This window comes from Amycolatopsis nivea, from assembly GCF_004522235.1.
Lineage (GTDB): Bacteria > Actinomycetota > Actinomycetes > Mycobacteriales > Pseudonocardiaceae > Amycolatopsis > Amycolatopsis nivea.
In genome coordinates this window covers 110,046-136,126 of the sequence record NZ_SDLT01000024.1, presented here as the reverse complement: position 1 = coordinate 136,126, position 26,081 = coordinate 110,046, and the positions used below count along the sequence as shown (strand labels likewise).

Annotated in this window: 20 protein-coding genes and 1 pseudogene; 10 read left to right on the top strand and 11 right to left on the bottom strand. The window is 70.2% G+C overall.

The features are described 5' to 3' along the window. Positions 1-5: 5 nt before the first annotated feature. Positions 6-1,475, bottom strand: coding sequence for an aldehyde dehydrogenase family protein (locus EIZ44_RS26435; RefSeq protein WP_134666443.1), 1,470 nt, complete (start codon positions 1,473-1,475; stop codon positions 6-8). A 209-nt stretch (positions 1,476-1,684) separates the two neighbouring features. Here EIZ44_RS26435 and dxs point away from each other — a divergent pair, with 209 nt between their 5' ends. Continuing rightward, the gene (gene dxs / locus EIZ44_RS26430; protein WP_037819106.1) at positions 1,685-3,601 is read left to right on the top strand and encodes a 1-deoxy-D-xylulose-5-phosphate synthase; all 1,917 of its coding nucleotides are present in this window, start codon (positions 1,685-1,687) and stop codon (positions 3,599-3,601) included. Positions 3,602-3,973: 372 nt separating this feature from the next. Here the strand turns inward: dxs and EIZ44_RS26425 are convergent, their stop codons facing one another. Then, positions 3,974-4,606 carry a hypothetical protein gene (locus tag EIZ44_RS26425; protein WP_134731841.1) on the bottom strand — a complete coding sequence of 211 codons (633 nt, stop codon included), beginning with the start codon at positions 4,604-4,606 and terminating at the stop codon, positions 3,974-3,976. Between the two features lie 166 nt (positions 4,607-4,772). Here EIZ44_RS26425 and EIZ44_RS26420 point away from each other — a divergent pair, with 166 nt between their 5' ends. Together EIZ44_RS26420 and EIZ44_RS26415 are read left to right on the top strand one after the other, a co-directional pair. Further along, positions 4,773-5,399, top strand: a complete 627-nt coding sequence (locus EIZ44_RS26420; protein WP_134731839.1) for a cupin domain-containing protein — start codon at positions 4,773-4,775, stop codon at positions 5,397-5,399. A gap of 55 nt (positions 5,400-5,454) precedes the next feature. Further along, positions 5,455-6,234, top strand: a pseudogene (locus EIZ44_RS26415) (LysR family transcriptional regulator); the annotation flags it as partial. Between the two features lie 49 nt (positions 6,235-6,283). Here the strand turns inward: EIZ44_RS26415 and EIZ44_RS26410 are convergent. From EIZ44_RS26410 to EIZ44_RS26390, 5 genes are read right to left on the bottom strand one after another with little or no spacing between them, the layout of a single operon-like run. After that, positions 6,284-7,732, bottom strand: coding sequence for a purine-cytosine permease family protein (locus EIZ44_RS26410; RefSeq protein ID WP_134731837.1), 1,449 nt, complete (start codon positions 7,730-7,732; stop codon positions 6,284-6,286). Next, positions 7,732-9,138, bottom strand: a complete 1,407-nt coding sequence (locus tag EIZ44_RS26405) for an aminobutyraldehyde dehydrogenase (RefSeq protein WP_134666433.1) — start codon at positions 9,136-9,138, stop codon at positions 7,732-7,734. The genes EIZ44_RS26410 and EIZ44_RS26405 overlap by 1 nt, the downstream gene beginning before the upstream one ends. After that, the gene (locus EIZ44_RS26400) at positions 9,135-10,778 is read right to left on the bottom strand and encodes a thiamine pyrophosphate-binding protein (RefSeq protein WP_134731835.1); all 1,644 of its coding nucleotides are present in this window, start codon (positions 10,776-10,778) and stop codon (positions 9,135-9,137) included. Before EIZ44_RS26400 ends, EIZ44_RS26405 begins: the two co-directional genes overlap by 4 nt. Beyond that, entirely contained in the window at positions 10,775-11,728 is a 954-nt protein-coding gene (gene speB, locus EIZ44_RS26395; protein ID WP_037357511.1) for an agmatinase, read from the bottom strand. Before speB ends, EIZ44_RS26400 begins: the two co-directional genes overlap by 4 nt. Further along, complete coding sequence (locus tag EIZ44_RS26390; protein ID WP_134666429.1) at positions 11,725-13,176, bottom strand: sodium:solute symporter family protein; 1,452 nt, start codon at positions 13,174-13,176, stop codon at positions 11,725-11,727. Before EIZ44_RS26390 ends, speB begins: the two co-directional genes overlap by 4 nt. 107 nt (positions 13,177-13,283) lie before the next feature. Between EIZ44_RS26390 and EIZ44_RS26385 the strand changes: the two genes are divergently transcribed. From EIZ44_RS26385 to EIZ44_RS26365, 5 genes are read left to right on the top strand one after another with little or no spacing between them, the layout of a single operon-like run. Further along, positions 13,284-14,768: a PucR family transcriptional regulator gene (locus EIZ44_RS26385; RefSeq protein ID WP_134731833.1), complete on the top strand. Its 1,485-nt coding sequence runs from the start codon at positions 13,284-13,286 to the stop codon at positions 14,766-14,768. Positions 14,769-14,827: 59 nt separating this feature from the next. Next, complete coding sequence (locus EIZ44_RS26380) at positions 14,828-15,499, top strand: response regulator transcription factor (protein ID WP_009075614.1); 672 nt, start codon at positions 14,828-14,830, stop codon at positions 15,497-15,499. Beyond that, a complete protein-coding gene (locus tag EIZ44_RS26375) occupies positions 15,496-16,620 on the top strand; it encodes a sensor histidine kinase (protein WP_134731831.1) in 1,125 nt (374 codons plus the stop codon). Before EIZ44_RS26380 ends, EIZ44_RS26375 begins: the two co-directional genes overlap by 4 nt. Positions 16,621-16,664: 44 nt before the next feature. Further along, a complete protein-coding gene (locus tag EIZ44_RS26370) occupies positions 16,665-16,952 on the top strand; it encodes a type II toxin-antitoxin system Phd/YefM family antitoxin (protein WP_134731824.1) in 288 nt (95 codons plus the stop codon). Then, positions 16,949-17,350 (top strand): type II toxin-antitoxin system VapC family toxin, encoded by a 402-nt coding sequence (locus tag EIZ44_RS26365; protein ID WP_240691422.1) that lies wholly within the window; start codon positions 16,949-16,951, stop codon positions 17,348-17,350. Before EIZ44_RS26370 ends, EIZ44_RS26365 begins: the two co-directional genes overlap by 4 nt. A gap of 19 nt (positions 17,351-17,369) precedes the next feature. Here EIZ44_RS26365 and EIZ44_RS26360 read toward each other — a convergent pair whose 3' ends face one another. Next, positions 17,370-18,287, bottom strand: coding sequence for a LysR substrate-binding domain-containing protein (locus EIZ44_RS26360; protein WP_051729680.1), 918 nt, complete (start codon positions 18,285-18,287; stop codon positions 17,370-17,372). A 94-nt stretch (positions 18,288-18,381) separates the two neighbouring features. Between EIZ44_RS26360 and EIZ44_RS26355 the strand changes: the two genes are divergently transcribed. Next, complete coding sequence (locus EIZ44_RS26355; protein ID WP_134731820.1) at positions 18,382-19,449, top strand: MBL fold metallo-hydrolase; 1,068 nt, start codon at positions 18,382-18,384, stop codon at positions 19,447-19,449. After that, positions 19,446-20,762 carry an MFS transporter gene (locus EIZ44_RS26350; RefSeq protein ID WP_134731818.1) on the top strand — a complete coding sequence of 439 codons (1,317 nt, stop codon included), beginning with the start codon at positions 19,446-19,448 and terminating at the stop codon, positions 20,760-20,762. Before EIZ44_RS26355 ends, EIZ44_RS26350 begins: the two co-directional genes overlap by 4 nt. Positions 20,763-20,809: 47 nt before the next feature. Here EIZ44_RS26350 and EIZ44_RS26345 read toward each other — a convergent pair whose 3' ends face one another. The 3 genes from EIZ44_RS26345 to EIZ44_RS26335 all read right to left on the bottom strand — a co-directional run bounded on the left by EIZ44_RS26345 (position 20,810) and on the right by EIZ44_RS26335 (position 25,876). After that, entirely contained in the window at positions 20,810-22,423 is a 1,614-nt protein-coding gene (locus EIZ44_RS26345) for a PHP domain-containing protein (protein ID WP_134731816.1), read from the bottom strand. 145 nt (positions 22,424-22,568) lie between these two features. After that, positions 22,569-24,677: a 3-hydroxyacyl-CoA dehydrogenase NAD-binding domain-containing protein gene (locus tag EIZ44_RS26340; protein WP_134666421.1), complete on the bottom strand. Its 2,109-nt coding sequence runs from the start codon at positions 24,675-24,677 to the stop codon at positions 22,569-22,571. Continuing rightward, positions 24,677-25,876, bottom strand: coding sequence for a thiolase family protein (locus tag EIZ44_RS26335; protein ID WP_037819076.1), 1,200 nt, complete (start codon positions 25,874-25,876; stop codon positions 24,677-24,679). The genes EIZ44_RS26340 and EIZ44_RS26335 overlap by 1 nt, the downstream gene beginning before the upstream one ends. Positions 25,877-26,081: the final 205 nt, after the last annotated feature.

The following is a 26,081-nucleotide window of genomic DNA, read 5'->3' as shown; positions in this document are numbered from 1 at the left end:
GGGGATCAGCCGGAGAACCAGTGCTGGGGGCCGGGCTTCAGGTTCTGGTGGATGTGCTTGACCTCGGTGTACTCGGCCAGGCCGGTCGGGCCGAGCTCGCGGCCGAAGCCGGACTGCTTGTAGCCGCCCCATTCGGCCTGCGGCAGGTACGGGTGGTAGTCGTTGATCCACACCGTGCCGTGGCGGAGCCGGTTCGCCACGCGCTGGGCGCGGGCCGCGTCCTGGGTGAACACGCCGCCGGCCAGGCCGTAGTGGGTGTCGTTGGCGATGCGGACCGCGTCGTCCTCGTCGGTGAACGTCTCCACGGTCAGCACCGGGCCGAAGGACTCCTCGACCACCGCGGTGCTGCCCTGCTGGACGTTGTCGAGGATCGTCGGCAGGTAGTAGAAGCCGTCCTGCAGCGCCGGGTCGTCCGGACGCTTGCCGCCGGTGCGCAGGACAGCGCCCTCCTCGATGGCGGTGGCGACGTAGCGCTCCACCTTCTCGCGGTGCGCGGCGGAGATGAGCGGCCCGGTCTCGGCGTTCTCGTCGAACGGGCCGCCGAGGCGGATCCGCTCCGCGCGGCGCACCAGCTCGTCGACGAATTTGTCATGCCATTCCTGCTGGATGATCAGCCGCGCACCGGCCGAGCAGACTTGCCCGGAGTGCAAGAACACCGCGGTCAGCGCGTAGTCGACAGCGGTCTCGAAGTCCGCGTCGGCGAACACGACGTTCGGGTTCTTGCCGCCGAGTTCGAGCGCGACCTTCTTCACCGTCGCCGCCGCGTTCGCCGCGATCACCCGTCCGGTGGCCAGGCCGCCGGTGAACGACACGAGGTCGACGTCCGGGTGCTCCGACAGCGGCGCACCGGCCGACGGACCCGCGCCGAGCACGAGGTTCGCGACCCCGCCGGGCAGCCCCGCCTCGGCGAGCAGCCGCATGAACAGGATCGAGGTGTGCGGCGTCAGCTCGCTCGGCTTGAGCACGAACGTGTTGCCCGCGGCCAGGGCCGGGGCGATCTTCCACACCGTCTGCAGCAGCGGGTAGTTCCACGGGGTGATGAGGCCGCAGACGCCGACCGGTTCGTGCACGATCCGGCTGAACGAGTCCGCGCTGCCGGTGTCCACGACCCGGCCCGCGTCGTTGCCCGCGAGCTTGCCGAAATAGCGCAGGCAAGCCGCGATGTCGCTCATGTCGTAGCGGCTCTCCACCAGGCGTTTGCCGGTGTCGAGCGATTCGGCGCGGGCGAATTCCTCGGCGTCGCGGTCGAGCAGGTCGGCCGCGCGCAGCAGCAGGTTGCCGCGCTCGCCCGCCGGGGTCGACGGCCAGGGTCCGGTGTCGAACGCCCGGCGAGCCGCGGCGATGGCGGCCTCCGTGTCCTCCGCGGTCGCTTCGGCGACCTCGGCGACCAGGCTGCCGTCCGCGGGGCACCGGATCTCGCGCCGCCCTCCCGCACGCGCGTCCACCCATTCGCCGCCGATGTACAAGTCCGCCATGGGGTCCTCTCGAGCTCGGGGGTCCGTCCGGGATTATCACGGCCACGCGGGGTGACCGCGACTTGACTGACCGGCCTCGTGATCTTCCCCGCTCGTGGAGTTGCGTTTCCGCCGGAGCTGTGATCCGGGACGCGGGCGGCCGGACCGAGGTGGCGGCCGTCCGTAGACTGGCCGGAACCGGCGGAGGAAGAGACGGACGGGGTGGAGCGGTGACCATGCTGGACTCGGTGCACGGACCGGCGGACCTGAAGCGCATGAGCGTCGAGGACCTCGGGGAGCTGGCGGCCGAGATCAGGGACTTCCTCGTGGACAAGGTCCGCCGCAGCGGCGGGCACCTCGGTCCCAACCTGGGCGTCGTCGAGCTGACGCTGGCGCTGCACCGCGTGTTCGACTCGCCGCGCGACGCGATCGTGTGGGACGTCGGACACCAGGCGTACGTGCACAAAATCGTCACCGGGCGGCACGGCGACTTCGACAAGCTGCGCCAGCAGGGCGGACCCACCGGGTACCCGTGCCGCGGCGAAAGCGAGCACGACCTGGTGGAGAACAGCCACGCGTCCGCCGCGCTGTCCTATGTGGACGGCATGGCGAAGGCGTTCGAGCTGTCCGGCGGCCCGCGCAGGCACGCGATCGCGGTGGTCGGCGACGGCGCGCTCACCGGCGGCATGTGCTGGGAGGCGCTCAACAACATCGCCGGGCGCAAGGACCGCCCGGTCGTGATCGTGGTCAACGACAACGGCCGGTCGTACTCGCCGACCATCGGCGGGATGGCCGACCACCTGGCTTCGCTGCGGCTGCAGCCGGGCTACGAGCGGCTGCTGGACGGCGGTCGCGAACTGCTGCGCAGCACCCCGGTGGTGGGCAAGCCGATCTACGCGGCGTTGCACGCGGCTAAGGCGGGCATTAAGGATGCGTTGAGCCCGCAGGTGATGTTCTCCGACCTCGGCCTGAAGTACCTCGGCCCGGTCGACGGCCACGACCTGGTCGCGCTGGAGAAGGCGTTCCAGAGCGCGCGGGCGTTCGGCGGTTCGGTGATCGTGCACGTGGTCACCGAGAAGGGCCACGGCTACGCGCCCGCGGTGAACCACCAGGCCGACCAGATGCACCAGACCGACCCGATCGACCCGGAGACCGGCCTGCCGCCGGTGAAGGGCCCGAGCTGGACCGGCGTGTTCGGCGACGAGCTGGCGAAGATCGGCGAGGAGCGCGAGGACGTCGTGGCGATCACCGCCGCGATGCTGCGCTCGACCGGGCTGGAGAAGTTCTCCGAGCGCTTCCCGGACCGCTGGTTCGACGTCGGCATCGCCGAACAGCACGCGGTGACGTCCGCGGCGGGCCTCGCGATGGGCGGCTGCCACCCGGTCGTGGCGCTGTACTCGACGTTCCTGAACCGGGCGTTCGACCAGGTCCTGATGGACGTCGCGCTGCACCGCCAGCCGGTGACGTTCGTGCTGGACCGCGCGGGCATCACCGGCCCGGACGGCCCGAGCCACCACGGCATGTGGGACCTGTCGCTGCTGGGCATGGTGCCGGGCATGCGGGTGGCCGCGCCGCGCGACCCGGGAACGCTGCGCGAGGAACTGCGCGAAGCGGTCGCGGTCCAGGACGGCCCGACCGCGCTGCGGTTCTCGAAGGGCAGCGTCGGCCCGGACGTGCCCGCGGTGGAACGCATCGGCACGGTCGACCTGCTGCGCCGCCCCTCGGGTTCGACGGATGTGCTGCTGGTCGCGGTGGGTCCGTTCGCGCAGCTGGCCCTGTCGGCCGCGGACCGGTTGGCGGACCAGGGCATCGGCGTGACGGTCGCCGACCCGCGCTGGGTGGTCCCGGTGCCCGCGGAGCTGGTCGCGCTGGCCGAGCAGCACAAACTCGTGGTGACAGTCGAGGACAGCGGCCGCCACGGCGGCTTCGGCTCGGCCTTGGCGGCGGTGCTGCGCGACGCCGAGTGCGACGTCCCGCTGCGCGACCTCGCGGTGCCGCAGGCGTTCCACGACCACGGAACCCGCGCGGAGGTGCTGGACCGGATCGGCCTGACCGCCCAGGACGTGGCGCGGCGGATCACGGAGTGGGCGTCGGGTCGGCTGGGCGCCGATGTGGAGGAGACGGCGGGGGAGAAGCCGCGCGCTTGAGCGGAGTGGGCTCCGGGGCGGCTGGCTGCTGGCTTAGCGGGAGCGCGGAGGTAGGGCGCGCTTGAGCAAAGCGGGCTTCGGGTCGGCACTGGCTCGGAGGGACCGCAGGAGACAAGCGCGCCTGAGCGGAGTGGGGCTGGGGTCGGCACTCGGTGCCGACTTGCAGGGAGCAGCGGGGAGAAGTTGCGCGTCTGAGCCGAGTGGGCTCCGGGTCGGCGCTGGGTGTCGATTCGGCGCGGACCTCGCGTCGGCTGGCTGCTGAAATGGCGGGAACGCGAAGGACCAGCCGCGAGCCCGCGCGCAGTGGGGCAGGAGCGAAAGAAGTCCCGCGCTTGAACGGCGGGTCCCCGGCGCAGAAACCCGCCGTGTTCATCACTCAGCAGCAGCGGCCGGGACTTCGGCAGCGAAGGTCTGGTCAATGTCCGGGATCCAGTAGCAAATCTCGAGCGTCTTGATCCGCGACATGTGCCAGACCTTCCGGCTGCTGCCCAGCGCACCAGCCGCCCCGAGCAGCGAAAGCGCGGCGGCTCCGGCGGCGACCACCCGGTGCGGCCCGGTCGCGGTTTGGACGAGCGCGACCACCGCGGCCAGCGCGAACGCGAACGCGATGTTGCGCAGCATCACCGACTGCGCGCGCATCCGGACGATTTCTCCCGCCGCGTCCTTGTCGTGCAGTTCAGCCGCGGCGACGAGCAGCGCCGGGTTGGACTGGACGTAAGCGCGGTCGCGCGCCTGCGGGACCTGGGCGACGAACTCCTGCCGCGCGGCCTCCGCGTCCCGGCGGGGGCGGAGTCGCTCCAGTTGTGCGGCCAGGGGGTGGAAGAGGTGTCCGAGCAAGTAACTCGCCACTACAGCACCGGCGACCAGCAGTGCGCCCGGTGCGGACGTCAGTGCGGCGACGTGCAGCACGCCCAGCCGGTCGAGTGCGTAGACCAGCAGCGACAACTGGACCGCTCCGGGCACGGCGAAGCTGAACAAGTCGAAGATGCCGACTGCGAACGTCACGAATCGCCTCCAGGACCGGGGTTTCCGGGATCCTCCCACAACTGTCCCGCGCGGGTACCGTGTTTGGTCATCGCTGCGCGCGATAGCTGTGATCCTCGCTGGGCCCTTTCCGTTTTCCGCGTTCCCGGAAGAATCAGGGAAGCAGGTTATGGGAAAGGTGGAGAGAATGTCGGAAATCAGCAGGCGGGGCGCGCTCGGGGCAGGTGCGGGAATCGCTGCGGCGACCGCGCTCGGGGCGAGCGGGACCGCGCGGGCGAGCACGGAGAAACCAGCGAAACCGACGTACGTTTTCCCGCTCGCCAAATCCGCGCCTGCCGTCCACGACGGCGGGACGTTGCGCGGGGCTCACGAGAAGAACTTCCCGATATTGGCCGGTCAGCAGGGTTCGGTGTATCTGGTGCATCTCGACCCCGGCGGTGTGCGCGAGCCGCATTGGCATCCGTCCGCGTGGGAGTTGAACTACATCATTTCCGGCAAGGCGGACTGGAGCATTCTCGGCACGCACGAGGACGGCAGTTACCACAATGCGGTTTTCAGTGCGGAAGCCGGGGAACTCGTCTTCGCGCCGCAGGGGTTCTTTCATTATTTCGCTAATTCCAGCAACACCGAAGGGCTGGACGTGCTCGTCATGTTCAACACCAGCACCGGCGAGCCGAACGATGACATCGGCATCGTCGGGACGCTGAACTCGCTGCCGCGCGAGATCCTCGCCGCCTCGTTCGGGGTTCCGGTGTCCGCGTTCGCCGCGGTGCCGAAGGATCTCAAGCCGGTGGTGATCACCCGCCGCCGGTAGTGGCAGTGGACACACCTGGTGCACGGTCGCACACCGAGAGTGGTACTCCGGAGTAGTGATCGATCCGGTGCTGCTGCGCACTTTTCTCGCGGTTGCCGAGGCGGGCGGGTTCTCCGAAGCCGCCCGCAGGCTGGATCTCGGGCAGTCGACGGTGAGCCAGCACGTCCGCCGCCTCGAAACGGCGCTCAGTTGCGTGCTGTTCGAGCGCGACACGCACAGCGTGCGCCTCACCGGCGACGGCGAGACGATGACCGGCTTCGCCCGCTGCATCCTCGACCAGCAGGACCGCGCACTCCGCTATTTTTCCCGGCCGGGCCCGCGCGGGCGGGTCCGGTTCGGGGTGTGCGAGGACTTCCTGCTCGGCCACGCCGCGGACGTCCTCGGCCGGTTCCGCGGCGCGCATCCGGGGATCGACCTCGAACTGTCGGTCGAGCTGAGCGAGGTGCTGCATTCCCGGCTCGCCGACGGAGACCTCGATCTGGTGCTCGCCAAACGCGATTCCGGACAGGGCGTGCGACGCGACCCGCTCGTGTGGGTGGGCGCGCCCGGGCTGGAGTTGATCCCGGGAGAGCCGATGCCGCTGGTCCTCTACCCGGAACCGAGCGTCACCCGGGCCCGCGCGCTGACCGCGTTGCGCCGCAACGGTGTCCAGTGGCGGATCGGCTGCGTCAGCGAACGGCTGAACGGCCTGCGTGTCGCGCTCGAAGCCGGGCTCGGCGTGGGCCTGTTCGCGGAATCCGTGGTCCCGGACGGGCTTGTCCCGATCGCGGGCCTGCCCGATCCGGGATCGGTGACGTTCGTGCTGAGCCACCGAGGGACGGCGCGGGGTTCGGCGGCTGCGCTGGCGGACGCGATCCTGTCCGCACAGTGGAGCCGCCAGCCGCTCACGCTTCGGCAACCACCGCTTCCGCAGCGACAGCCGTCGAGGGCCCGAACACCTCCCGAGGCTCCGGAAACACCTTCACCAGCACCGGATACGCCACCGCGGCCGTGCACAGCGTCACCACCAGGCTGATGTCTACTCCGCCCGCGATGCCTGCCAGCGGTCCGGTGATCATCGGCGTGTTCGCGCACAGCAGGCCCAGCCCGGTGGCAGGGATCCAGGCCGCCATCGCGCGCCAGTTGACGCCCCGGTGGAACCAGTATCGTCCGCCGGTGCGGCCTTCGTTGAACACTTGCAGGTCGGCCGGGTCGTAGTAGCCGCGGCGTTGTACGTAGCCGATCATCATGATCACCATCCACGGCGACGTGCACAGCACGATCAGCGTTGCGAACGCGTTGATGCTGGACACCATGTCGAGCACGAAATTGCCGACGAAGATGAACAGCACACTGAGCGTCCCGATCAGCAGCGTCGCCCGTACGCGGGACAGGCGCGGGAAGATCGAGCTGAAGTCCAGTCCGGTGCCGTACAGCGCGGTGGTGCCGGTGGACAGCCCGCCGATCAGCGCGACCACGATCAGCGGGATCGCGTACCAGAGCGGGGAAATCGCGGTCAGGCCGGTGACGTAGTCGGCCGGGTCGGCGACCAGGGTCGCGGTCGCGATGCCGAAGCCGAACGGCAGCAGCGTCGCCAGCTGGGCAAGGAACGGCGCGGCCAGCAGCGAGCGGCGCGAGTGGGTGGCCGGGATGTAGCGCGACCAGTCGCCGAGGAACGCGCCGAACGAGATCGGGTTCGCCATCACGGTCAGCACGGCGAGGATCCACGTCGGCCAGAAGCCGCCGAGGGCGAAGTTGCCGCTGCCCGCGAATGACGGGTCGAACGAGCCGCCGTAGGCGAAGATCCCCACCAGCATGATGAGCGTGCCCAGCGTTACCGCGACACGGTTGACCAGCAGCATGAAGCGGTAGCCGTAAATGCACACGACGAGGACGGCGATCGCGATCACGCCGTAGGCGACCGCGCGCAGCACGGGGCCACCGTCGATGCCGAAAAGCCGTTGTGCCGCACCGGCTACCGCGTCGCCGCTCACCCACACCGAGATCGCGAAGAAGGTGATCGCGGTGAGCAGCGACAGGAACGAGCCGACGCACCGGCCGACCACGCCGAAGTGCGCGCCGGACGAAACCGCGTTGTTGGTGCGGGTGACCGGGCCGAACAAGGCCATCGGAGACAGTACGAGCGCGCCGAGCACGACGCCCACGACAGTCGCCGCGAGTGCCGCCCAGAAGCTCAGCCCGTACGCGATCGGCAGCGTGCCGAGGATGATCGTGGCGAACGTGTTGGCCCCGCCGAACGCGAGCCGGAACAGGTCGCGCGGCCGGGACGTCTGCTCGGCGGGCGGGATCGGGGCGATGCCGTGCTGTTCGACCTCGGTGACCTTGTCGCTCATCACTCGAACCTCGTCATCACGTGCTTGACCCGGGTGTACTCGGCGAACGAGTACGCCGAGAGGTCCTTGCCGTGCCCGGAGTGGCCGAACCCGCCGTGCGGCATCTCGGCGGTCAGCGGGCCGTGCGTGTTCACCCACACGCAGCCGAAATCGAGGTCGCGCGACACCCGTGCGACGCGGGCGACGTCGTTCGTCCAGACCGAAGAAGCCAGCCCGTACGGGACTCCGTTGGCCAGCTCCAGCGCTTCCGTCTCGTCGGCGAACGGCTGGACGGTGATCACCGGCGCGAAGACTTCCTCCTGCACCAGTTCGTCGTCCTGGCGGAGGCCGGACACGACGGTCGGCGCGAGCTGGAAGCCCGGTCCGGGCGCGGTGCCGCCGGTTTCGACACGGGCGTGCGACGGCAGCCGCTCCAGCAGGCCGAGCACGCGGTCGAGCTGGGCGCGGCTGTTGAGCGGGCCGTAGTCGACGTCCGGACGGCGGGTGGCGGCCGTTTTCGCCAGCGCGGCAACGAATTCGTCGTGGACGCTCTCGTGCACCAGCACGCGGCTGCCCGCGGTGCAGTCCTGCCCGGCGTTGTAGAACGCGGCGTCGGCGATCCGCTCGGCGGTGTCGGCGAGGTCGGTGTCCGGGAAGACCAGCAGGGGAGCGTTGCCGCCCAGTTCCAGGTGGGTGCGCTTGAGATCGGCCGCGGCGACGGTGGCCACGTCGATGCCGGCGCGCGTCGAGCCGGTGATGGACACCAGGTCGGTGTGCGGGTGCCGGACCAGCGCGCGGCCGGTTTCCCGGTCGCCGCACACGACGTTGAACACGCCCGGCGGCAGGAATTCCGCCGCGGCCTCGGCCAGCAGCACCGCGGTGGACGGCGTGGTTTCCGCTGGCTTGAGCACCACGGTGTTGCCCGCGGCGAGCGCCGGGCCGATCTTCCAGACGGCCATCATCAGCGGGTAGTTCCACGGCGCGATCTGCGCGCACACGCCGATCGGCTCGCGGCGGATCACCGACGTGTGCCCGGGCAGGTACTCGCCCGCGCCGGTGCCTTCTAGCTGCCGCGCGGCGCCGGCGAAGAACCGCAGCGTGCTCACGCATTCCGGGATTTCCTCGTCCAGCATGACCGAACGGACCTTGCCGGTCTCGCGGACCTCGGCGTCGGCGAACTCTTCCGCACGGGCTTCCAGCGCGTCGGCGATCTTGAGCAGCGCTTCCTGACGCTGCGCGGGCGTGCTGCGCCGCCACGACCGGAACGCGCGCGCCGCCGACTCCATCGCCAGGTCGATTTCGTTCCGCCGGGAAATGACGCTGGTGCCGAAGACCTTGCCGGTGCCCGGGTTGGTCAGTTCGAGGGTCGCCTCGGTGTCGGGAGTGTCGACCAAGGCTCCGCCGACGAAGTTGCGGACGTGGGTCATGAATGCTCCAAATGGGTTGGGGCGAACATCTTCAGCAGCGCGGGAAGCACGACGACCGACGGTCCCGGGGTGCGCAGCGCGTCGGCGAGATCCGTGCGGACACTGTCCACAGTGGTCTTTCGGGCGGGGATGCCGAATGATTGGGCGAGTGCGACGAAATCCGGTCGCGGCAGTTCTGTCGCGGTCGTCTGGCCGAACGCGCCGGTGAGGTACTCGCGGAGGATGCCGTAGCCGCCGTCGTCGACGACCAGCCAGGTCACGTCGAGCTGGTGCTGCACGGCGGTGGCCAGTTCGGCCAGTCCGTACATCGCGCCGCCGTCGCCGGACACGGCCAGCGACCGCACGCCTGCCGCTGCCGCGCCGAGCGCGCCGGGAAGGCCGTAGCCGAGCCCGCCCGCACCTTGCGCGGTATGAATCGGCGCGCCGTCCGGATTCCACACCGACCACGCCCAGTAGGCCGCGATGGTCATGTCCCAGAAGGTTTGCGTGCCTTCGGGAAGCGCGGCACGGATGTCGTCGATCAGCTTCCGTTCGAGCGTGAGCGGCTGACTGGCCAACCTGGACTCGACGCGCGCGAGCAGATCGTTCACCGCGGCTTCGGCGCGGCCGTCCGGAGTGCGCGGCGTGAGCTGGCCGAGCAGTGCGCGAAGGGTGTGCCGGACATCTGCGTGCAGCCCGAGCGCGGGGTAGTTCGACTCCAGTTTCCCGAGATCCGCTTCGACCTGCACGACCTGGCCGCGCGGCGCGAACTCGCGGTAGTTGCTGGACAGCTCGCCCAGCCCGGAGCCGAGCACCAGCAGGACGTCGGCGGCGGAGAGGAATTCCGTGGTGTGCCAGTCTTCCATCCACGATTGCGCGGACAGTTCGTGGTCCCAGGCGAAAACGCCCTTGCCGCCGAACGTCGACACCACCGGCGCGCGCAGGGTTTCGGCGAGCTGGCGCAGTTCCTCGTGCGCCCCCGAACGCAGTGCGCCGCCGCCGGCGAGGATCACCGGATTCTTCGCTGCGTCAAGGAGTTTCGCGGCTTCGGCCACCAGCTCCGGCAACGGTTCGAGGGGAGCCGGAGCCGTGGTCACTGACGTCAGCTGCGGCAGGATCGTCTCAGCGAGCAGCACGTCCTGCGGGATTTCCACCCACACCGGCCCGTACGGCGCGGTCGCGGCGGATTCCCACGCCTCGCGCAGCGCGGTCGGGATCTGGCTGATCGACCGGACCACGTGCACCGACTTCGCGACGTCCCGGAAGCTGGCCTGCTGGTCGGTGAGTTCGTGCAGGTAGCCGTGCCGTCCGCCGCCGAGCCCGGCGACCGGGACCTGGCTGGAGATGCCGAGCACCGGCACCGAGGCCGCGCGCGATTCCTGCAGCGACGCCAGCGTGAGCAGCGCGCCGGGGCCGGTCGATACGATCATCGGCGTGACCGGCACCGGACCGTGCGGATCGGCGGCGAGCCGGGCGCGCGCGTGGCCGTCCGCGGCGAAGGCGAGATTGTTCTCCACCCGCGAGCTGACCACGCGCACGTCTTCAGCGCGGCGCAGCGCTTCGAACAAGCCGAGCGCGTGCTGTCCGGGCAGGCCGAACACGGTGTCCGCGCCGAGCGCCCGCAGCGTCTCTACGACAACGTCGCCGCCGATCCGGGTCATGCGCCGCGTCCCAGCGCCAGCAGGCTGACCAGGTCGTAAGCGACGTGCGAAGCAGCGACCGCGGTGATCTCGGCGTGGTCGTAGGCCGGGGCCAGTTCCACGACGTCCGCGCCGACCAGGTTGAGCCCGCGCAGGCCGCGCAGGATCTCCAGCAGTTCGCGGCTGGTCATGCCGCCCGCTTCGGGGGTGCCGGTGCCGGGCGCGTGCGCGGGGTCGAGCACGTCGATGTCCACGGACACGTACAGCGGACGGTCGCCGATGCGCTGGCGAAGCGCGTCCACGGTCTCGTCGATGCCGCGGCGCAGTACGTCGCCGGAAGTGACGATGCCGAAGCCGAGGCGACGGTCTTCCTCAAGGTCGCGCTTGCCGTACAGCGGGCCGCGCGTGCCCACGTGCGACACGGCGCTGGTGTCGAGGATGCCTTCTTCGACCGCACGACGGAACGGCGTGCCGTGCGTGTACGGCTCGCCGAAGTAGGTGTCCCAGGTGTCGAGGTGGGCGTCGAAGTGAAGCAGCGCAACGGGACCGTGCTTCTTCGCCGCCGCCCGCAGCAGCGGGAGCGCGATGGTGTGGTCGCCGCCGACCGTCACCAGCTTCGTCTCGCCCGCCGTAAGCGCTTCGGCTTCCTGCTGCAGCTTCTCGATCGCTTCGCCGATGTGGAACGGGTTGACCGCGATGTCGCCGGCGTCGACGACCTGCTTCTCCGCGAACGGCGAAACGTCCAGACCCGGGTGGTAGGGCCGCAGCAGCCGGCTCGCCTCGCGAAGCGCCGAAGGACCGAACCGCGCGCCGGGGCGGTAGGACACGCCGGAGTCGAACGGCACGCCGACCACGGCTACATCGGCGCTCGGCACTTCGTCGATCCGCGGCAGCCGCGCGAAGGTCGCGAAGCCGGCGAAGCGCGGGATCTGCGACGAGTCGAGCGGGCCGACCGGACGCTGTTCACTCACTGGGTCAACTCCTGTCGGGTTTCGGATGCGCTGAGATCTTCAGCGGCTTCGGAACCGTGAAGACGGCTTGTCCACACGGAAAGAATGCTGTCCGGCGTACGCGGTGTCGCGAGGCTGACGCCGACGTACACGACCAGGCTGACGCCGAGGCCCCAATAAATCGGACTGTTGGCCGCGACACCGTCGATGATCATGAAGGCGATGACGGACACCGTGCCGGCCACCATCGACGCGTACGCGCCTTCGCGAGTGCCGCGCTTCCAGAACAGCGCGCCGACGATAGTGACGAGAAGGCCGCCGACGAGGATGTCGTACGCGATGGTGAGCGCGTTGACGACGTCGTCCACGAGCATTGCGATACCGATGGCCACGATGCCCAGCACAAGTGTCGTCACTCGGTTACGCAAGACCTCGCCACTCTTAAGGCCGATCTTGCGGAACAGGTCCGAAGTCGTCGTGGTGGCGCACGCGATGAGCGCGCCGCTAGAAGTCGACATCAGCGCCGAGAGCGCCGCAGCGAGCACGAGACCGCGTACGCCGGTGGGCAGCAGCCGTTCGGCGATGGTGGCGAAGGCGTCCTGCGCGCTGCCGAGGTCTGGGTACAGCACCTTCGCCGCCGTACCGATCAGCGCGCCCGCGATGCCGTAGACGAGGCAGTACACGCCGGAGATGACGCCGCCGCCGGTCGCGACGCGCGGCGTGCGCGCGGTGAAGACGCGCTGCCAGATGTCCTGCCCGATCAGCAACCCGAACGTGTAGATCAGGAAGTAGGTCAGGATCGTCTCGCCGCCGATCGAGGTGAACTCGAAGTACGACGCGTCCAGCTTCTCGGCCATCCCGCTGAACCCGCCCGCCGAGACGAGCGCGACCGGCAGCAGCACGAACAGGATGCCGATCGTCTTGATCACGAACTGCGCGATGTCGGTCAGCGTGATCGACCACATGCCGCCCAGCACCGAGTACAGCACCACGATCGACCCGCCGATCGCGATCCCGGCCCAGCTCGGGATCGAGAACAGCACCTTGAAGATCGACGCGAACGCCAGCGTCGAGGTGACCGTGAGCATCAGCGTGTAGCCCCACATCACCGCGCCGGACACCGCGCTCGCGCGGCCGCCGTAGCGCAGGTCGAGCATCTCGCCGACGGTGTAGACGCGCAGTTTCACCAGCCGCCGCGCGAAAACCGCGTGCAGCACGAGGATTCCGACGCCGATGGTGATCACCAGCCACGCGCCGGAGATGCCGTAGGTGTAGCCGAGCTTCACGCCGCCGACGGTCGACGCGCCGCCGAGCACGACGGCCGACATCGTGCCGGAGTACATGAACCAGCCGAGCCGCCGTCCGGCGACCAGGTAGTCGGATTTGGTCTTGGCCAGCCGGAGGCCGATCCAGCCGACCCCGATCATGCCCGCGATGTACAGCGCGATCACCGCATAGTCGCCGCCCACGGGTCCTCCTCGAAACGGGGTGGGGTTCTTGCGGGACACCGTAGGGTCGGGCGACCCCGCGGCGGCATGGGACGATGTATCCAGGACTTCGCCGGAGATTGGTTGAAATGACCCACCAGGACGTGCTGTTGCCCGCAGAGGTGACAGTTCCACTACGCACCGTCGCGGGCAACCCGGAGCTGGCGCTCGACGTCGTGCCCGAAACGCTCCGTCCGGGCGCGCTGGACCGGCCGGTGCGGTGGGCGCACGTGAGCGAACTGGCCGACCCCGCGCCGTACCTGGTGGGCGCCGAACTCGTGCTGACCGCGGGCGTGAACCTGCCGAAGGACGCCGACCGCTACGTCCGAGGGCTGCGTGACGCGGGCGTCACCGCGCTCGGTTTCGGCCTCACCCCGACGGTCTCGGAAACCCTGCCGTCCTCACTGCGCGACGCCTGCGCGGAGCACGGCCTGCCGCTGCTGGTCGTGCCGCCCGCGACGCCGTTCCTGGCGATCAACCGCGCCGTCGCAGTAGCGCTCGCCGAAGCGGGGCGGCATGAAGAACGGCGACTGGCGGAAGGCCGCGAAGCGCTGACGCGAGCCGCTGGCGGCGGCCTGGGGGAGTTGGTCGCCGCGCTCGCCGGACGCTTGCGCGGGTGGGTCGCGATGGTCGGCTCCGGGGACGTACTGGCGGCGGGCTACGACGCGCCGCAGCCGTTGCCGTCGCCGGTGAATGAATTGCTCGCGACCTTGCGCGCTCGCTCCGGAATCCGCATCGCCTCCACCGAATTGCCGGACGGCACGCATGTTGTCGCACAGCCGGTCTATCCGCAGGCGACCGCCGCGCACCTGGTCGTGGTCGCCCGGGCGCAACGGTTCGACAGCGGAGACCGGGCGATCCTGGCCGTCGGTGCGGCACTGCTGGGCCTCGTCGGCCGCGCCGGGTCAGACAGCGCGGAACTTGGTGCCGCGGCGACAGCGTTGCTGCTCGGCGGTCCCGGCGCGGACGCGCTCGCCGGAGTCGTCGGCAGCGACCAAGCACGGCTCGTCGTCGGAATCGCCCACCGAAAGGGTCCGGACGCACTCGCCCGCCGGCCGGACTGGCTGCGCGCCCGGCTCGACACCCCGCTGGTCCAGGTCCTGCCCGGCCCTCGGTTCTACGCCATCGCAGGCGAACCCAGCGACCTGGACGGGCTCGTGGAACACGGCTGGCTCGCGGTCGCCAGTCCGCCGCACGCCGCCGCGGACCTGCCCGCTGCCGTCGCGGAAACCGAACTGCTGCTCGCCCGCGCCCGCGCGCTGGCCCGTCCGCTGGCCGCCAGCGCCGACCCGCTCGGCTTCGACGAACTGATCCCGCCCGCCGCGGCAGGCGCGTTCGCCGAACGACTGCTGGCCCCGCTGCGAGAACTGGATCGCGCGCACGGCCGCGAGCTGGTGCCGACGTTGCGAACGTGGCTGGCGAACCACGGAAGCTGGGACCGGACCGCCGCCGAACTCGGCGTGCACCGCAACAGCGTGCGGCACCGGATCGGGCAGGTGGAACGGGCGCTGGGCGTCGAGCTGGCCGACCCGGAAACGCGAATGCGGCTGTGGTTCGCGTTGCGGTGGGGCTGAACGCGAGTGTCCACTAAGGCTTCTCAGGTGCTCTCAGGAAACTATGGGATTGTGGTCTGGTGCGAGTTCTGGTAGTCGAAGACGAAGAGCCGTTGGCCGACGCGATCGCCCGCGGGCTGCGGCGGGAGGGCATGGCCGTCGACATCGCGCTCACGGGCGACGACGGGCACGAGAAGTCGTCCGTCACGCGGTACGACGTGGTGCTGCTCGACCGCGACCTGCCCGGGATGTCCGGCGACGACCTGTGCCGCGAGATCGTGACGTCCGGCGAGCTGACGCGCGTGCTGATGCTGACCGCGAGCAGTTCGGTGTCCGACCGGGTGGACGGGCTGTCCCTGGGCGCGGACGACTATCTCGCGAAGCCGTTCGCGTTCCCGGAGCTGGTCGCGCGCGTGCGGGCGCTGGGCCGCCGCGCGACGCCCGCCGCGCCGCCGCTGCTCACCGCGGGCGACGTCGAGCTGGACCCGGCGAAGCGCACCGTCCGGCGCGCGAGCGGGCCGGTCGAGCTGACCCGCAAGGAGTTCGGCGTGCTCGAGGTGCTGCTGTCCGCCGGCGGATCCGTGGTCAGCAGCGAGGAACTGCTCGAACGGGTGTGGGACGAGAACGCCGACCCGTTCACCACGACCGTCCGGGTCACCGTGATGACCTTGCGCAAGAAGCTCGGCGAACCGGGCATCATCGAGACCGTGGTCGGCTCGGGCTACCGGGTGTCGGTCGCCGGTTCCGAGTGAAGCTTCCCGGCGCCCGCAGCCTGCGGGTGCGCGTCACCGTCCTGGCGACCGTCCTGGTCGCCGCGGCGGGGTTGCTGCTGCTGTGGCTGGCGTGGACGCTCGTCGGCGACGCCGTCGACGCCGTGCCGCACATGCCGCCGGGCACCATCGTGCGGGTCGACGGCACCGACGTGGACGCGTCCACGCTCGCGCAGCACCTGCGTCAGCACGCGGTCACCCGGGTGCTGATCTTCGGCTCGCTGGCGTTCTGCTTCGTGGTGGCCGCGGCGGCGATCCTCGCCTGGACCTTCACGTCCCGCGTGCTGCGGCCGCTGCGCGAGATCACCGGGACCGCGCGGCGGCTGTCGATCGAGTCGATGGGGGAGCGCATCGGCGAGATCCGCTCGCGCGACGAACTGGCCGAGCTGGCGCGGACATTCGACGACATGCTCGACCGGCTCCAGGACGCGTTCGATTCGCAGCGGCATTTCGTCGCCAACGCGAGCCACGAATTGCGCACGCCGCTGTCGGTGATCCGCACGGAATTGGACGTCACGCTGTCCGACGAACACGCCGACGAGGCCGAATTCCGCCGGATGGCCGGGGTCGTGCTGGACGCGACGAACCGGGCGGGACAGCTGGTGAACTCCTTGCTGTTGCTGGCCAGGACCGACGGAGCCGGTCTGGTGACGCGGGAACTGGTCGACCTGACCGTGCTCGTGGAACGGGCTTGGTCCGCGGTCCGCGGCGAGGCCGAACAACGCGGCCTGCGCGCGGATTTCGCGATGCAGCCCTCGCCCGCGATCGGGGATTCGGCCTTGCTGGAACGGATCGCCGGGAACCTGGTCGAGAACGCGGTGCGGCACAACGTCGACGGCGGCTGGATCGAGGTGACGACGGAGCCGGGCGCGCAATGGTCGACGCTGCGGGTGCGTTCGTCGGGCGGGCTGCTGGACCCGGCGGCCGTGCCGGAACTGTTCCAGCCGTTCCGCCGCGCCGGCGTGGCCCGGACGGCGCGTTCCGGTGCGGGACTGGGACTTTCGATCGTGCGGGCGGCGGTGCAGGCCCACGGCGGGACGGTGTCCGCGGAGCCAGTGGTCGGCGGCGGGCTGGCGGTGACGGTGCGACTGCCGGCGGTGTAGCACTTATGTAGCACATAAGAGAAAAGGTTGCTACACTCCTGCCTATGGGGTACACAATCGGCCAGCGAGAGCTGCGCAACGACAACGCGGAGATCATGCGCCGCGTAGCAGCAGGCGAGTCGTTTGTGGTGACCCGCAACGGGAAGCCGGTAGCCGACCTGGTGCCGCACCGCGCCCCGGAGGAGCCGCGGCGAGACCGGACGCTCGGCGACATCCAGGAAGCTTTCCGCGGGCTGCCGCCGATGGACAGCGCCGAATGGCGTCGCGAGCGGGAAGCCGACGACGCTGTCTTCGGGCCGGACCGCATCGGCGATCCCGGCGAAGACCAGTGACCGCTCCGTCCCGGGTGCTGCTCGACACTTCCGTGGTCATCGATCTCGAGCGGCTCGATCTGGGCCAGTACGCGTCCTCGGTGCCCGCGGTCAGTTCGGTGACCGTCGCGGAGCTGGCCTATGGCCTCGTCACCGACGATCCGGTCCGGCTCGCGGAACGGATCGAGCGCTACCGCCGTGTTCTCGACCAGTTCGCGGTGCTGCCGTTCGGCGTCGACGAAGCCAAGATGTACGGAACGGGTGCGGGACTGGTCCGCCGGTTCGGGCGGGATCCGCGTCCCCGCCGGATGGACCTGCAGATCGCGGCGACGGCGGCGGCGCACCAGATCCCGTTGCTCACCATGAATCTCAAGGACTTCGCCGGGCTCGACCGGCTGCTGACCGTCATCGAGGTCTGAGCACGGCCGTCGACTGTCCTCATTGGACTGGACGGCCTTCGGTCCCGAACTCCCGGAGGCAGAATTCCGTGAGCTCGGCGAGCGCGGCCGTGGGTTTGCTGCCGCGGACCCGGGCGAGCACGACCGCGTTCTCGGGCAAGTCGTCGGCGATGCGCCGGTAGATCAGCGGCAGCCCGTCGTAGCTGAGGTCGCCGTGCGGTCTCCCCATGAGCAGCGAATAGCCGAGCCCGCGCGCGACCATCGCGCGGATGGTGTCGACGTTGGACATGCTCCAGCCGACCCGCGGTTCGACGCCGACGTGCCGCATCAGGTTCTCGACCAGATCGCGCGCGGGCTGCAGGGACGTCAGCACGGCGGGCTCGGCGCTGAGTTCGGCGAGGGCGATCTCGTCGCGGCCGGCGAGGCGGTGGTTCGCGGGCAGCACCAGGCGCAGCCGGACCGGGGCGATGCGTTCGTGGTCGAGTCCGCGGCGCAGATGCGCGGAATACATCAGGCACGCGTCGATGTCGCCGTCGGCCAGTTGCCGCTGGAGTTCGTCGGACGGGCCTTCGGCGATCTCCAGGCGCAGCGCGGGATGTTCGCGGAGGAAGTGCTCGATGATGCTGGGCAGCAGCCACGGCGACAGCGTCGGGAAGCAGCCGATCCGCAGCGTGCCGACCAGTTCGCCGCGCATGACGTGCGCGGTGTCGCGCAGCCGGTCGGTCTCGGCGAGCACCGCGCGGGCCTGGTCCGCGGCCAGCCGTCCGGCGCGGGTGAGCGTCACGCCGGTGGCCCGCCTGCGCAGGGTCAGCTGAACGGCGAGGCTGGACTCGAGGTCGGTCAGCGCTTGCGAAACGGCCCCGGGCGAGACGTGCAGAGCACGGGCCGCGTCGCTGATCGAGCCTTTCTCCGCCACCGCGACGAAGTACTGGAGCTGTCTGAGAGTGAGTTCCTTCATCAGTTCTTCTTAAAAAGATCCGCATCTTTTATGGCTTTTCCTGAGATCGGGAGCCTCCCATACTGAGCCGGACTTGCTCAACGTGGAGGTCCGCATGCAGCCAGAATCCCCAGAATCCGCCCCGCCGTACGCCGTCGCGCTCGGCACCGCGGGCGGGCCGAGGTGGTGGGGCTCCGGCCCCGGTCCGCGCCGGTCCGGCATCGCCACCGCGGTCGTCGTGGGTGGCACCGCGTACCTGGTCGACTGCGGGCAGGGCGCGGGGGAGCAGCTGAGCCGAGCCGGCATCCCGCTCCGGTCGCTGCGCGGCGTTTTCCTGACGCACCTGCATTCCGACCACACCGTCGACCTGGCGGCGCTGACCGTGTTCGGCTTCATGTCCATGCGGAGCCCGCGGCAGCGCCCGGTCGCGATCCTCGGGCCGGGCAACCGCGGTGCGCTGCCGCCGGTCTCGCCGGTCGCGGACGTCGCACCCCGTCCGGCGTTCCCGGACAACCCGACGCCCGGTACCGCCGAGATGGTGACGAAGCTGTTGCAGGCCTACAGCACCGACCTGACCGACCGCATGCTCGACTCGCTGCGGCCATCCCCGCTGAGCTTCTTCACCGCCAGCGACATCGCGGTGCCCCAGGACATCGGCTACCACCCGAACGACAACCCGTGCCCGTCCGGAATGGAGCCGTTCGAGGTCTACCGGGACGAACTCGTGCGTGTCACCGCGACGCTCGTGCGGCATCCTCCGGTCGCGCCGGCGTTCGCGTTCCGGTTCGACACCGACGGGGGATCGGTGACGATTTCCGGCGACACGGCCTACTGCGAGAACCTGGTCCGGCTGGCCGAAGACACCGACCTACTGATGCACGAAGCGATCGACTTCGACTGGGTTGAGCGAAGCTACGCCGACGAAGACCCGAAAGTCGCGCGCGCGGCGAAGCAGCACCACCGCAAGTCGCACAGTTCGCCGCAGCAAGCCGGGAGAGTGGCCGCCGAGGCAGGCGCGCGGGCATTGGCCTTGCACCACCTCGTTCCCGGCGACGCGGACCCGTCGATCTGGCGTGGCGCGCGGGACACCTACGACGGTCCGGTCCTGGTGCCCGACGACTTGCAGGTGATCAGGTTCGCGCGGGCCGGATCCCGTGTCCCGCAGCCGGTCGGTGAAGCGTGACCGCGAACTCCGCCCAAGAGGCACCCGCTCTCGTCGACGGGCTCGGCCGCAAGCACCTGCGGCGGGTTCTGGCGTCCAGTTTTCTGGGCAGCGCCATCGAATTCTACGATTTCGTGCTCTACGCGACCGCCGCCGCGATCGTGTTCGGGCACGTCTTCTTCACCGGCCTGGGACCCGGTCTCGCCGCCTTCGCCTCCTTCGGCACCCTCGCGGCGGGCTATGCCGCGCGCCCGCTCGGCGGGATCGTCTTCGGGCACTTCGGCGACCGGCTCGGCCGCAAACGCGTGCTGGTCGTGTCGATGCTGACGATGGGCCTGGCCACCACGCTGATCGGGCTGCTCCCGTCGAGCGCCCAGATCGGCGCGGCCGCACCGGCGCTGCTGATCGTGCTGCGGGTGCTGCAAGGCTTCGCCGTCGGCGGCGAATGGGGCGGAGCGATGACCATCGCGCTCGAACACGCGCCCGGCGGCAAACGCGGGTTCGCCGCCAGCTTCGCCAACCTGGGCGGCCCCGCGGGCGCCGTGCTGGCCAGCGGCGCGGTGACGCTCGCCAGCCTGCTGCCGGACCGGAGTTTCCTCAGCTGGGGATGGCGGATCCCCTTCCTGCTCAGCCTCGTGCTGGTCGCGGTCGGGCTGTGGGTGCGGTCCTCGGTCGAGGAAAGCCCGCTGTTCCGGCAGTTCCAGGCCGAGGCGGCGGAACGCCGGATGCCGCTGGCGGAGGTGTTCGCCGGGCACTCCCGCCAGGTCGTCCTCGGCCTGTTCGCCGGGCTGGCCATGTTCGGCATGATGGGCATCGCCACGATGTGGGCGGTCGATTTCGCGGTGGGCCACGGAGCCGACCGCACCGCCGTGCTCAACGCCAAGACCTGGGCGGCGGTCCTCATGTTCGGCGCCACCGTGGGCAGTGCGCTGCTCTCGGACCGGGTGGGCCGCAAACCCGTGATGATCGCCGGGATCGTCGCCATGATGGCGTTCGCCTTCCCGATGCTGCGTCTCGTCGGCAGCGGGTCGGCGCTCGGTTACGCCGTGGCGGTGGCCGTCGGGCAGGGGCTCCAGGGCGTCGTTCTCGGTCCGTACGCGGCGTTCCTCGCCGAACTGTTCCCGACCCGGGTGCGGTTCACCGGAGCTTCCCTGTGCTACCAAGGCGCCTCGACCCTGTGGGCGGGCTTCACCCCGGCGATCGCCGCCAGCCTGGTCCTGACGGCGGGCGGCGGGACGACGCTGCTGGGCGTGGTGTGGATCGGGGCGCTTGTCGTCTGTCTGGCGGCGGTGCTGTGCACCCGAGAGGGGAAAGGCCGGGATCTCCCGGAGTGACGGCTGAGCAGGCAGGCGCGGCCGGAACCGCGCCTTCCTGACTGTCCTCAGTGGACGTCGACGAACGTGGGGTTCCCGTACAGCCACAGGTCTTCGTACGGATTCGCCTGCCCGATCACGTCCACCGCCGGCTCGATCCCGCCCGCGACGTGCCGCTTCCCGTCCGTCCCGCGCACCCGGACGTAGAACGGCTCCCGCACGTTGCGGAACGTGTGTTTGAACGTCACCCGCCGTCCCGCGTAGCCGCGCGAAGGTGTGAACGACTCGACCACTCGCGTACCCGGCGCAGTTATCGTGTCGCGATCCGCCGCCGGGCCGGTGACCGGGCCCGAGATCAGGTCCAGCCGGCCTAGGCGCGGCACCGAACCCGACCCGTTCGGCCGGTATGCGGTCACCGCGGAAACAACGACCATCACCGTCGAGCCCCGGCGCACGCGCAGCCGACCGCCGAACGTCGCGCAGTCGCCGCTGCCGTGCACGCCGACTTCCAGCTGTTGCACCAGACCGCCGTGGGACAGCCAAATCCGGCCCGCGCGCAGGCCTTCCAGCACGCCCTCGAAGCCCGGCCGGGACACGCCGACCACGGTGCGGCTGAACTCGCCGGGGTAGAAATCCGCGTACGGCGCGGACAATTGCGGGACCCCGCTGTCGACCGGGTCCGGGTACTTGCCGGTCTGCTCGTACCAGCCGTCCGGCACCGCCGGGCGCACCAGCTGGTCGCCGCGGTTGTAGTGCGAATCGGAGTTCGTGGTGATCCACCACGGTTTTCCTTCGGCCAGCAGGGAGTCCCACAGCCCGCCGACCTTCGCCGTGGTCCAGTCCCAGCCGCCGAACGTGCGGTACGCCTCGGCGGGGAAGCCGGGCCACGAGTCCGCGCCGGGATTGTTGGCGTAGCCGCCTCGCGCACCGCCATTGCCTTGCGGCTTGGGGAATCCGTCCGCCTGCGCGCCGGGCGCGCCTTCCATGCCGATCACGATTCCGGGTGCGGTGTCGCGGTAGTTGCGCAGTTCGTGCGGCGACACGCGGCCGTTGCGCAGCGGGTGGTTGATCAGCACGACTGGTGCGTGGATCCGGCGCTTGCGTTCCTGCTCGGCAAGCCACCGCAAACCCTTGAGCGCCAACGCTTCGTGCTCCGGGCTGGACGATTCGGAACCCGTCAGCCGCCAGTCGAAGCCGCGCTCGAACTCGCGCAGCACGGTGGCCTGGTCGCGTCCGGCCTGGAAGAACAGCGTCGCGTGCTCTGCGCCCGGCACGTTCCACTCCATGCCTTGCCACAGCAGCAGATCCGGATGCCTCCGCTGCGCGGCGAGCACGTCGCGGCTGGTCGGCTCCACCGACGACTTCTCGTGCGTCGCGTGCCCGTGATCAGTGAAAACGATCCACTTCGCGCCGTGCTCGCGCGCGCCGGACGCGATCCGGTCGATGGTGTACATCGCGTCGTACGAGTACTGGCTGTGCGTGTGGTGATCGCCGACGACCCACTGGTAGCGGCGGCCGAACAGCCAGTCGAGATCGATCCCGAGGTCGAGCCCCAGATCGAGGCCCGCCGCGTCGGCCTGGCCCGAGGCGAGCACCGGGACCCCGGCCGCGACCGCGCCGGCCAGTCCCGCGCGCTTGAGGAATCCGCGACGGCCGACGCCGTCCGGGTTCGTGCTGTTCATCCTGCTCCTGACCTGCTCCGATGATTCGGCAGGACGCTATGGGGCAGTGGTGAACGGCTGGTGCTCAGAAGGTCACGAAGCGCTCGATGTGTCCGGGTTCACGGCGGAGCCGCCCTGCATGGAACAGGGCGGCTCCGCCGAGGCGTTACGCCGGAACTGAAGCGACTCCCTGGGAGAGGAACGGCTTGCCGTTGACCCGCTCGGACACGCCCGCCCGGTCGAGGTACGGCGTGATGCCGCCCAGCCAGAACGGCCAGCCCGCGCCGAGGATCAGGCACAGGTCGATGTCCTGGGCCTCCGCGACCACGCCTTCGTCGAGCATGATCCGGACTTCTTCGGCGATCGCGTTCAGCGCGCGGTCGCGGACCTGCTCGGCGGTGGACGGCTGGTCGCCCTGCGTCCACAGTGCGGCGACCTCCGGGTCGACCGACGGCGTGCCGGTCGCGTCCCAGGTCCAGACGCCCTTCTTGCCCGCCTTCACGAACTTGTCCAGGTTCTCGCTCACGGTGAAGCGGTCCGGGAACGAGCCGTGCAGCGTCTCGCCGACGTGCAGCGCGATGGCCGGGCCGACGAGCTGCATCAGGTTCAGCGGCGACATCGGCAGGCCGAGCGGCTCGAGCGCGGAGTCGGCCACGTCGAACGGCGTGCCCTCGTCCACCGCCACCAGCACCTCGCCGAGGAAGCGCAGCAGCAGCCGGTTCACGACGAACGCCGTCGCGTCCTTCACCAGCACGCTCGACTTCTTCAGCTGCTTGCCGACCGAGAACGCCGTCGCCAACGCCGCGTCGTCGGTCTTCTCGCCGCGCACGATCTCCAGCAGCGGCAGCACGGCCACCGGGTTGAAGAAGTGGAAGCCGACCACGCGCTCCGGGTGCTGCAGCTTCGACGCCATCGCGGTGATCGACAGCGACGAGGTGTTCGTGGCCAGGATCGCCTCGGGGGAGACGTGCTGCTCCAGCTCGGCGAACACCTGCTGCTTCACGCCCAGCTCCTCGAACACGGCCTCGATCACGAAGTCCGCGTCGGCGAACGCGGCCTTGTCGAGCGAGCCGGTGACGAGCGCCTTCAGGCGGTTCGCGCCGTCCGGGGACACGCGCTTCTTGGCCAGAAGCTTGTCGATCTCCTCGTGGACATAGCCGACGCCCTTGTCGATGCGCGCCTGGTCGACGTCGGTGAGCACCACCGGCACCTTGAGGCGGCGCACGAACAGCAGCGCCAGTTGGCTGGCCATCAGGCCCGCGCCGACGATGCCGACCTTGTTCACCTTGCGCGCCAACGACTTGTCCGGCGCACCGGCCGGCCGCTTCGCCCGCTTGTTGACCAGGTTGAACGAGTACAGCCCGGCGCGCAGCACGTCCGACATCAGCAGTTCGGCGAGCCCGTCGGTCTCCGCCGCGTAACCGCGGTCGAGGTCGTTCTCCCGCGCCAGCTCCAGCAGTTCGACGGCCTTGGTCGCGCCCGGCGACGCACCGTGCGTGCGACCGTCCACGATGGACTTGGCCCGTGCGATGGCCGCGTCCCACTCCGCGCCGCGGTCGATTTCCCGGCGAGCCGGGGTGATCTCGCCGTTGACCACCTTGGCCAGCCACAGCAGCGACTGCTCGAGGTAGTCCGCGGAACCGAAGACCTCGTCGACGATGCCGAGTTCGGCGGCCTTGCGCACGTTCAGCATCTTGTTCTGCGCCAGCGCGTTCTCGATGATCACGGTGACGGCGGCGTCCGGGCCGATGAGGTTCGGCAGCAGCTGCGTGCCGCCCCAGCCCGGGAACAGGCCGAGGAACACCTCGGGGAACGCGATCGCCGCGGTGTTCTCCGACAGCGTCCGGTAGTGGCAGGACAGCGCGAGTTCGAGCCCGCCGCCCATCACCGCGCCGTTGACGAACCCGAACGTCGGGATCTTCGACTCGGTGAGCCGGCGGAACACGTCGTGCCCGGTCTGCGCGATCTCGCGCGCCAGCTTCGGGTCCGACACCGCTTCGACGCCGGAAAGGTCCGCGCCGACGGCGAAAATGAAGGGCTTGCCGGTGACCGCGATCGCGGCGGGCTCGGCGGCGAACGCCTCGTCCAGCGCGGTGTTCAGCGCGACGAGACCCTGCGGGCCGAAGGTGTTCGGCCGCGTGTGGTCGTGGCCGTTGTCCAACGTGATCAGTGCGACCGGCTTGTCCAGCCCCGGGACCTTGACCAGGTTCGTGACGGCGTTGGTCACGACCTCGTCCGGGAACGCGGCCTTCGCCTCTTCAGCGGTGAAAGTCATTACTTCGCCCCCTCAGAGCCGTTGTAGGCCGGGTTTTCCCAGATCACGGTGCCGCCCATGCCGATGCCGATGCACATCGTGGTGAGGCCGTAGCGCACGTCGGGGCGCTCGGCGAACTGGCGCGCCAGCTGCGTCATCAGCCGCACGCCGGACGAGGCCAGCGGGTGGCCGCACGCGATCGCGCCGCCCCACTGGTTGACCCGCGGGTCGTCGTCGGCGATGCCGAAGTGGTCGAGGAACGCGAGCACCTGCACCGCGAACGCCTCGTTGATCTCGAACAGGCCGATGTCGTCGATGGACAGGCCGGTGCGCTTGAACAGCTTCTCGGTGGCAGGCACCGGGCCGATGCCCATGACCTCCGGCTCGACGCCCGCGAACGAGTAGCCGACCAGCCGCATCCCGATCGGCAGGCCCAGCTCGCGCGCGGTGTCCTCGTCGGCGAGGATCGCCGCGGTGGCGCCGTCGTTCAGCCCGGCCGCGTTGCCCGCGGTGATCCGGCCGTGCGGGCGGAACGGCGTCTTCAGCTTCGCCAGCTGCTCGACGGTCGTGCCCGGGCGCGGCGGCTCGTCCTCGGTCGCGAGGCCCCAGCCCAGTTCCTTGCTGCGCGTGGCGACCGGAACCAGCTCCGGCCCGATCTTGCCGGTCTTCACGGCCTCGGCGTAGCGCTCCTGGCTGCGCGCGGCGAACGCGTCCGTGCGCTCCTTGGTGATCTCCGGGAAGCGGTCGTGCAGGTTCTCCGCGGTCTGGCCCATCACGAGCGCGGTCGGGTCGACCAGCTTGTCCGCGACGATCCGCGGGTTCGGGTCGACGCCCTCGCCCATCGGGTGGCGGCCCATGTGTTCGACGCCGCCCGCGATGGCGATGTCGTACGCGCCGAAGCCGATGCCGCTCGCGGTGGTGGTCACCGCGGTCATCGCGCCCGCGCACATCCGGTCGATCGCGAAGCCCGGCACGGACTTCGGCAGCCCGGCGAGCAGCGCGGCGGTGCGGCCGATGGTCAGGCCCTGGTCGCCGATCTGCGTCGTCGCGGCGATCGCCACCTCGTCCACTCGCTCGGGCGGCAGCTCCGGATGCCGCCGCAGCAGCTCGCGGATGGCGTTGACGACGAGGTCGTCCGCCCGGGTCCCGGCGTACATGCCCTTGTCGCCCGCCTTGCCGAAGGGCGTGCGTACCCCTTCGACGAAGACGACATTGCGCACCCCTCGCGCGGTGGGCGCGAGCGGCGGCGTTGCTGGTGCGGCCACGAATGCTCCTGAAGTCGAGAGTGTTCCTGTCCCGCACCCTAGCCCTTGTTACCGGTGGGTAACCAGGGGAGTGGCCCGGTCGAGTGGGGGACGGCACACTCCCGGGTTCGCGGGGCAGCCCTGATGGCCCGGCCACGGCTGCTGCTTGCGGAGGCGTTTG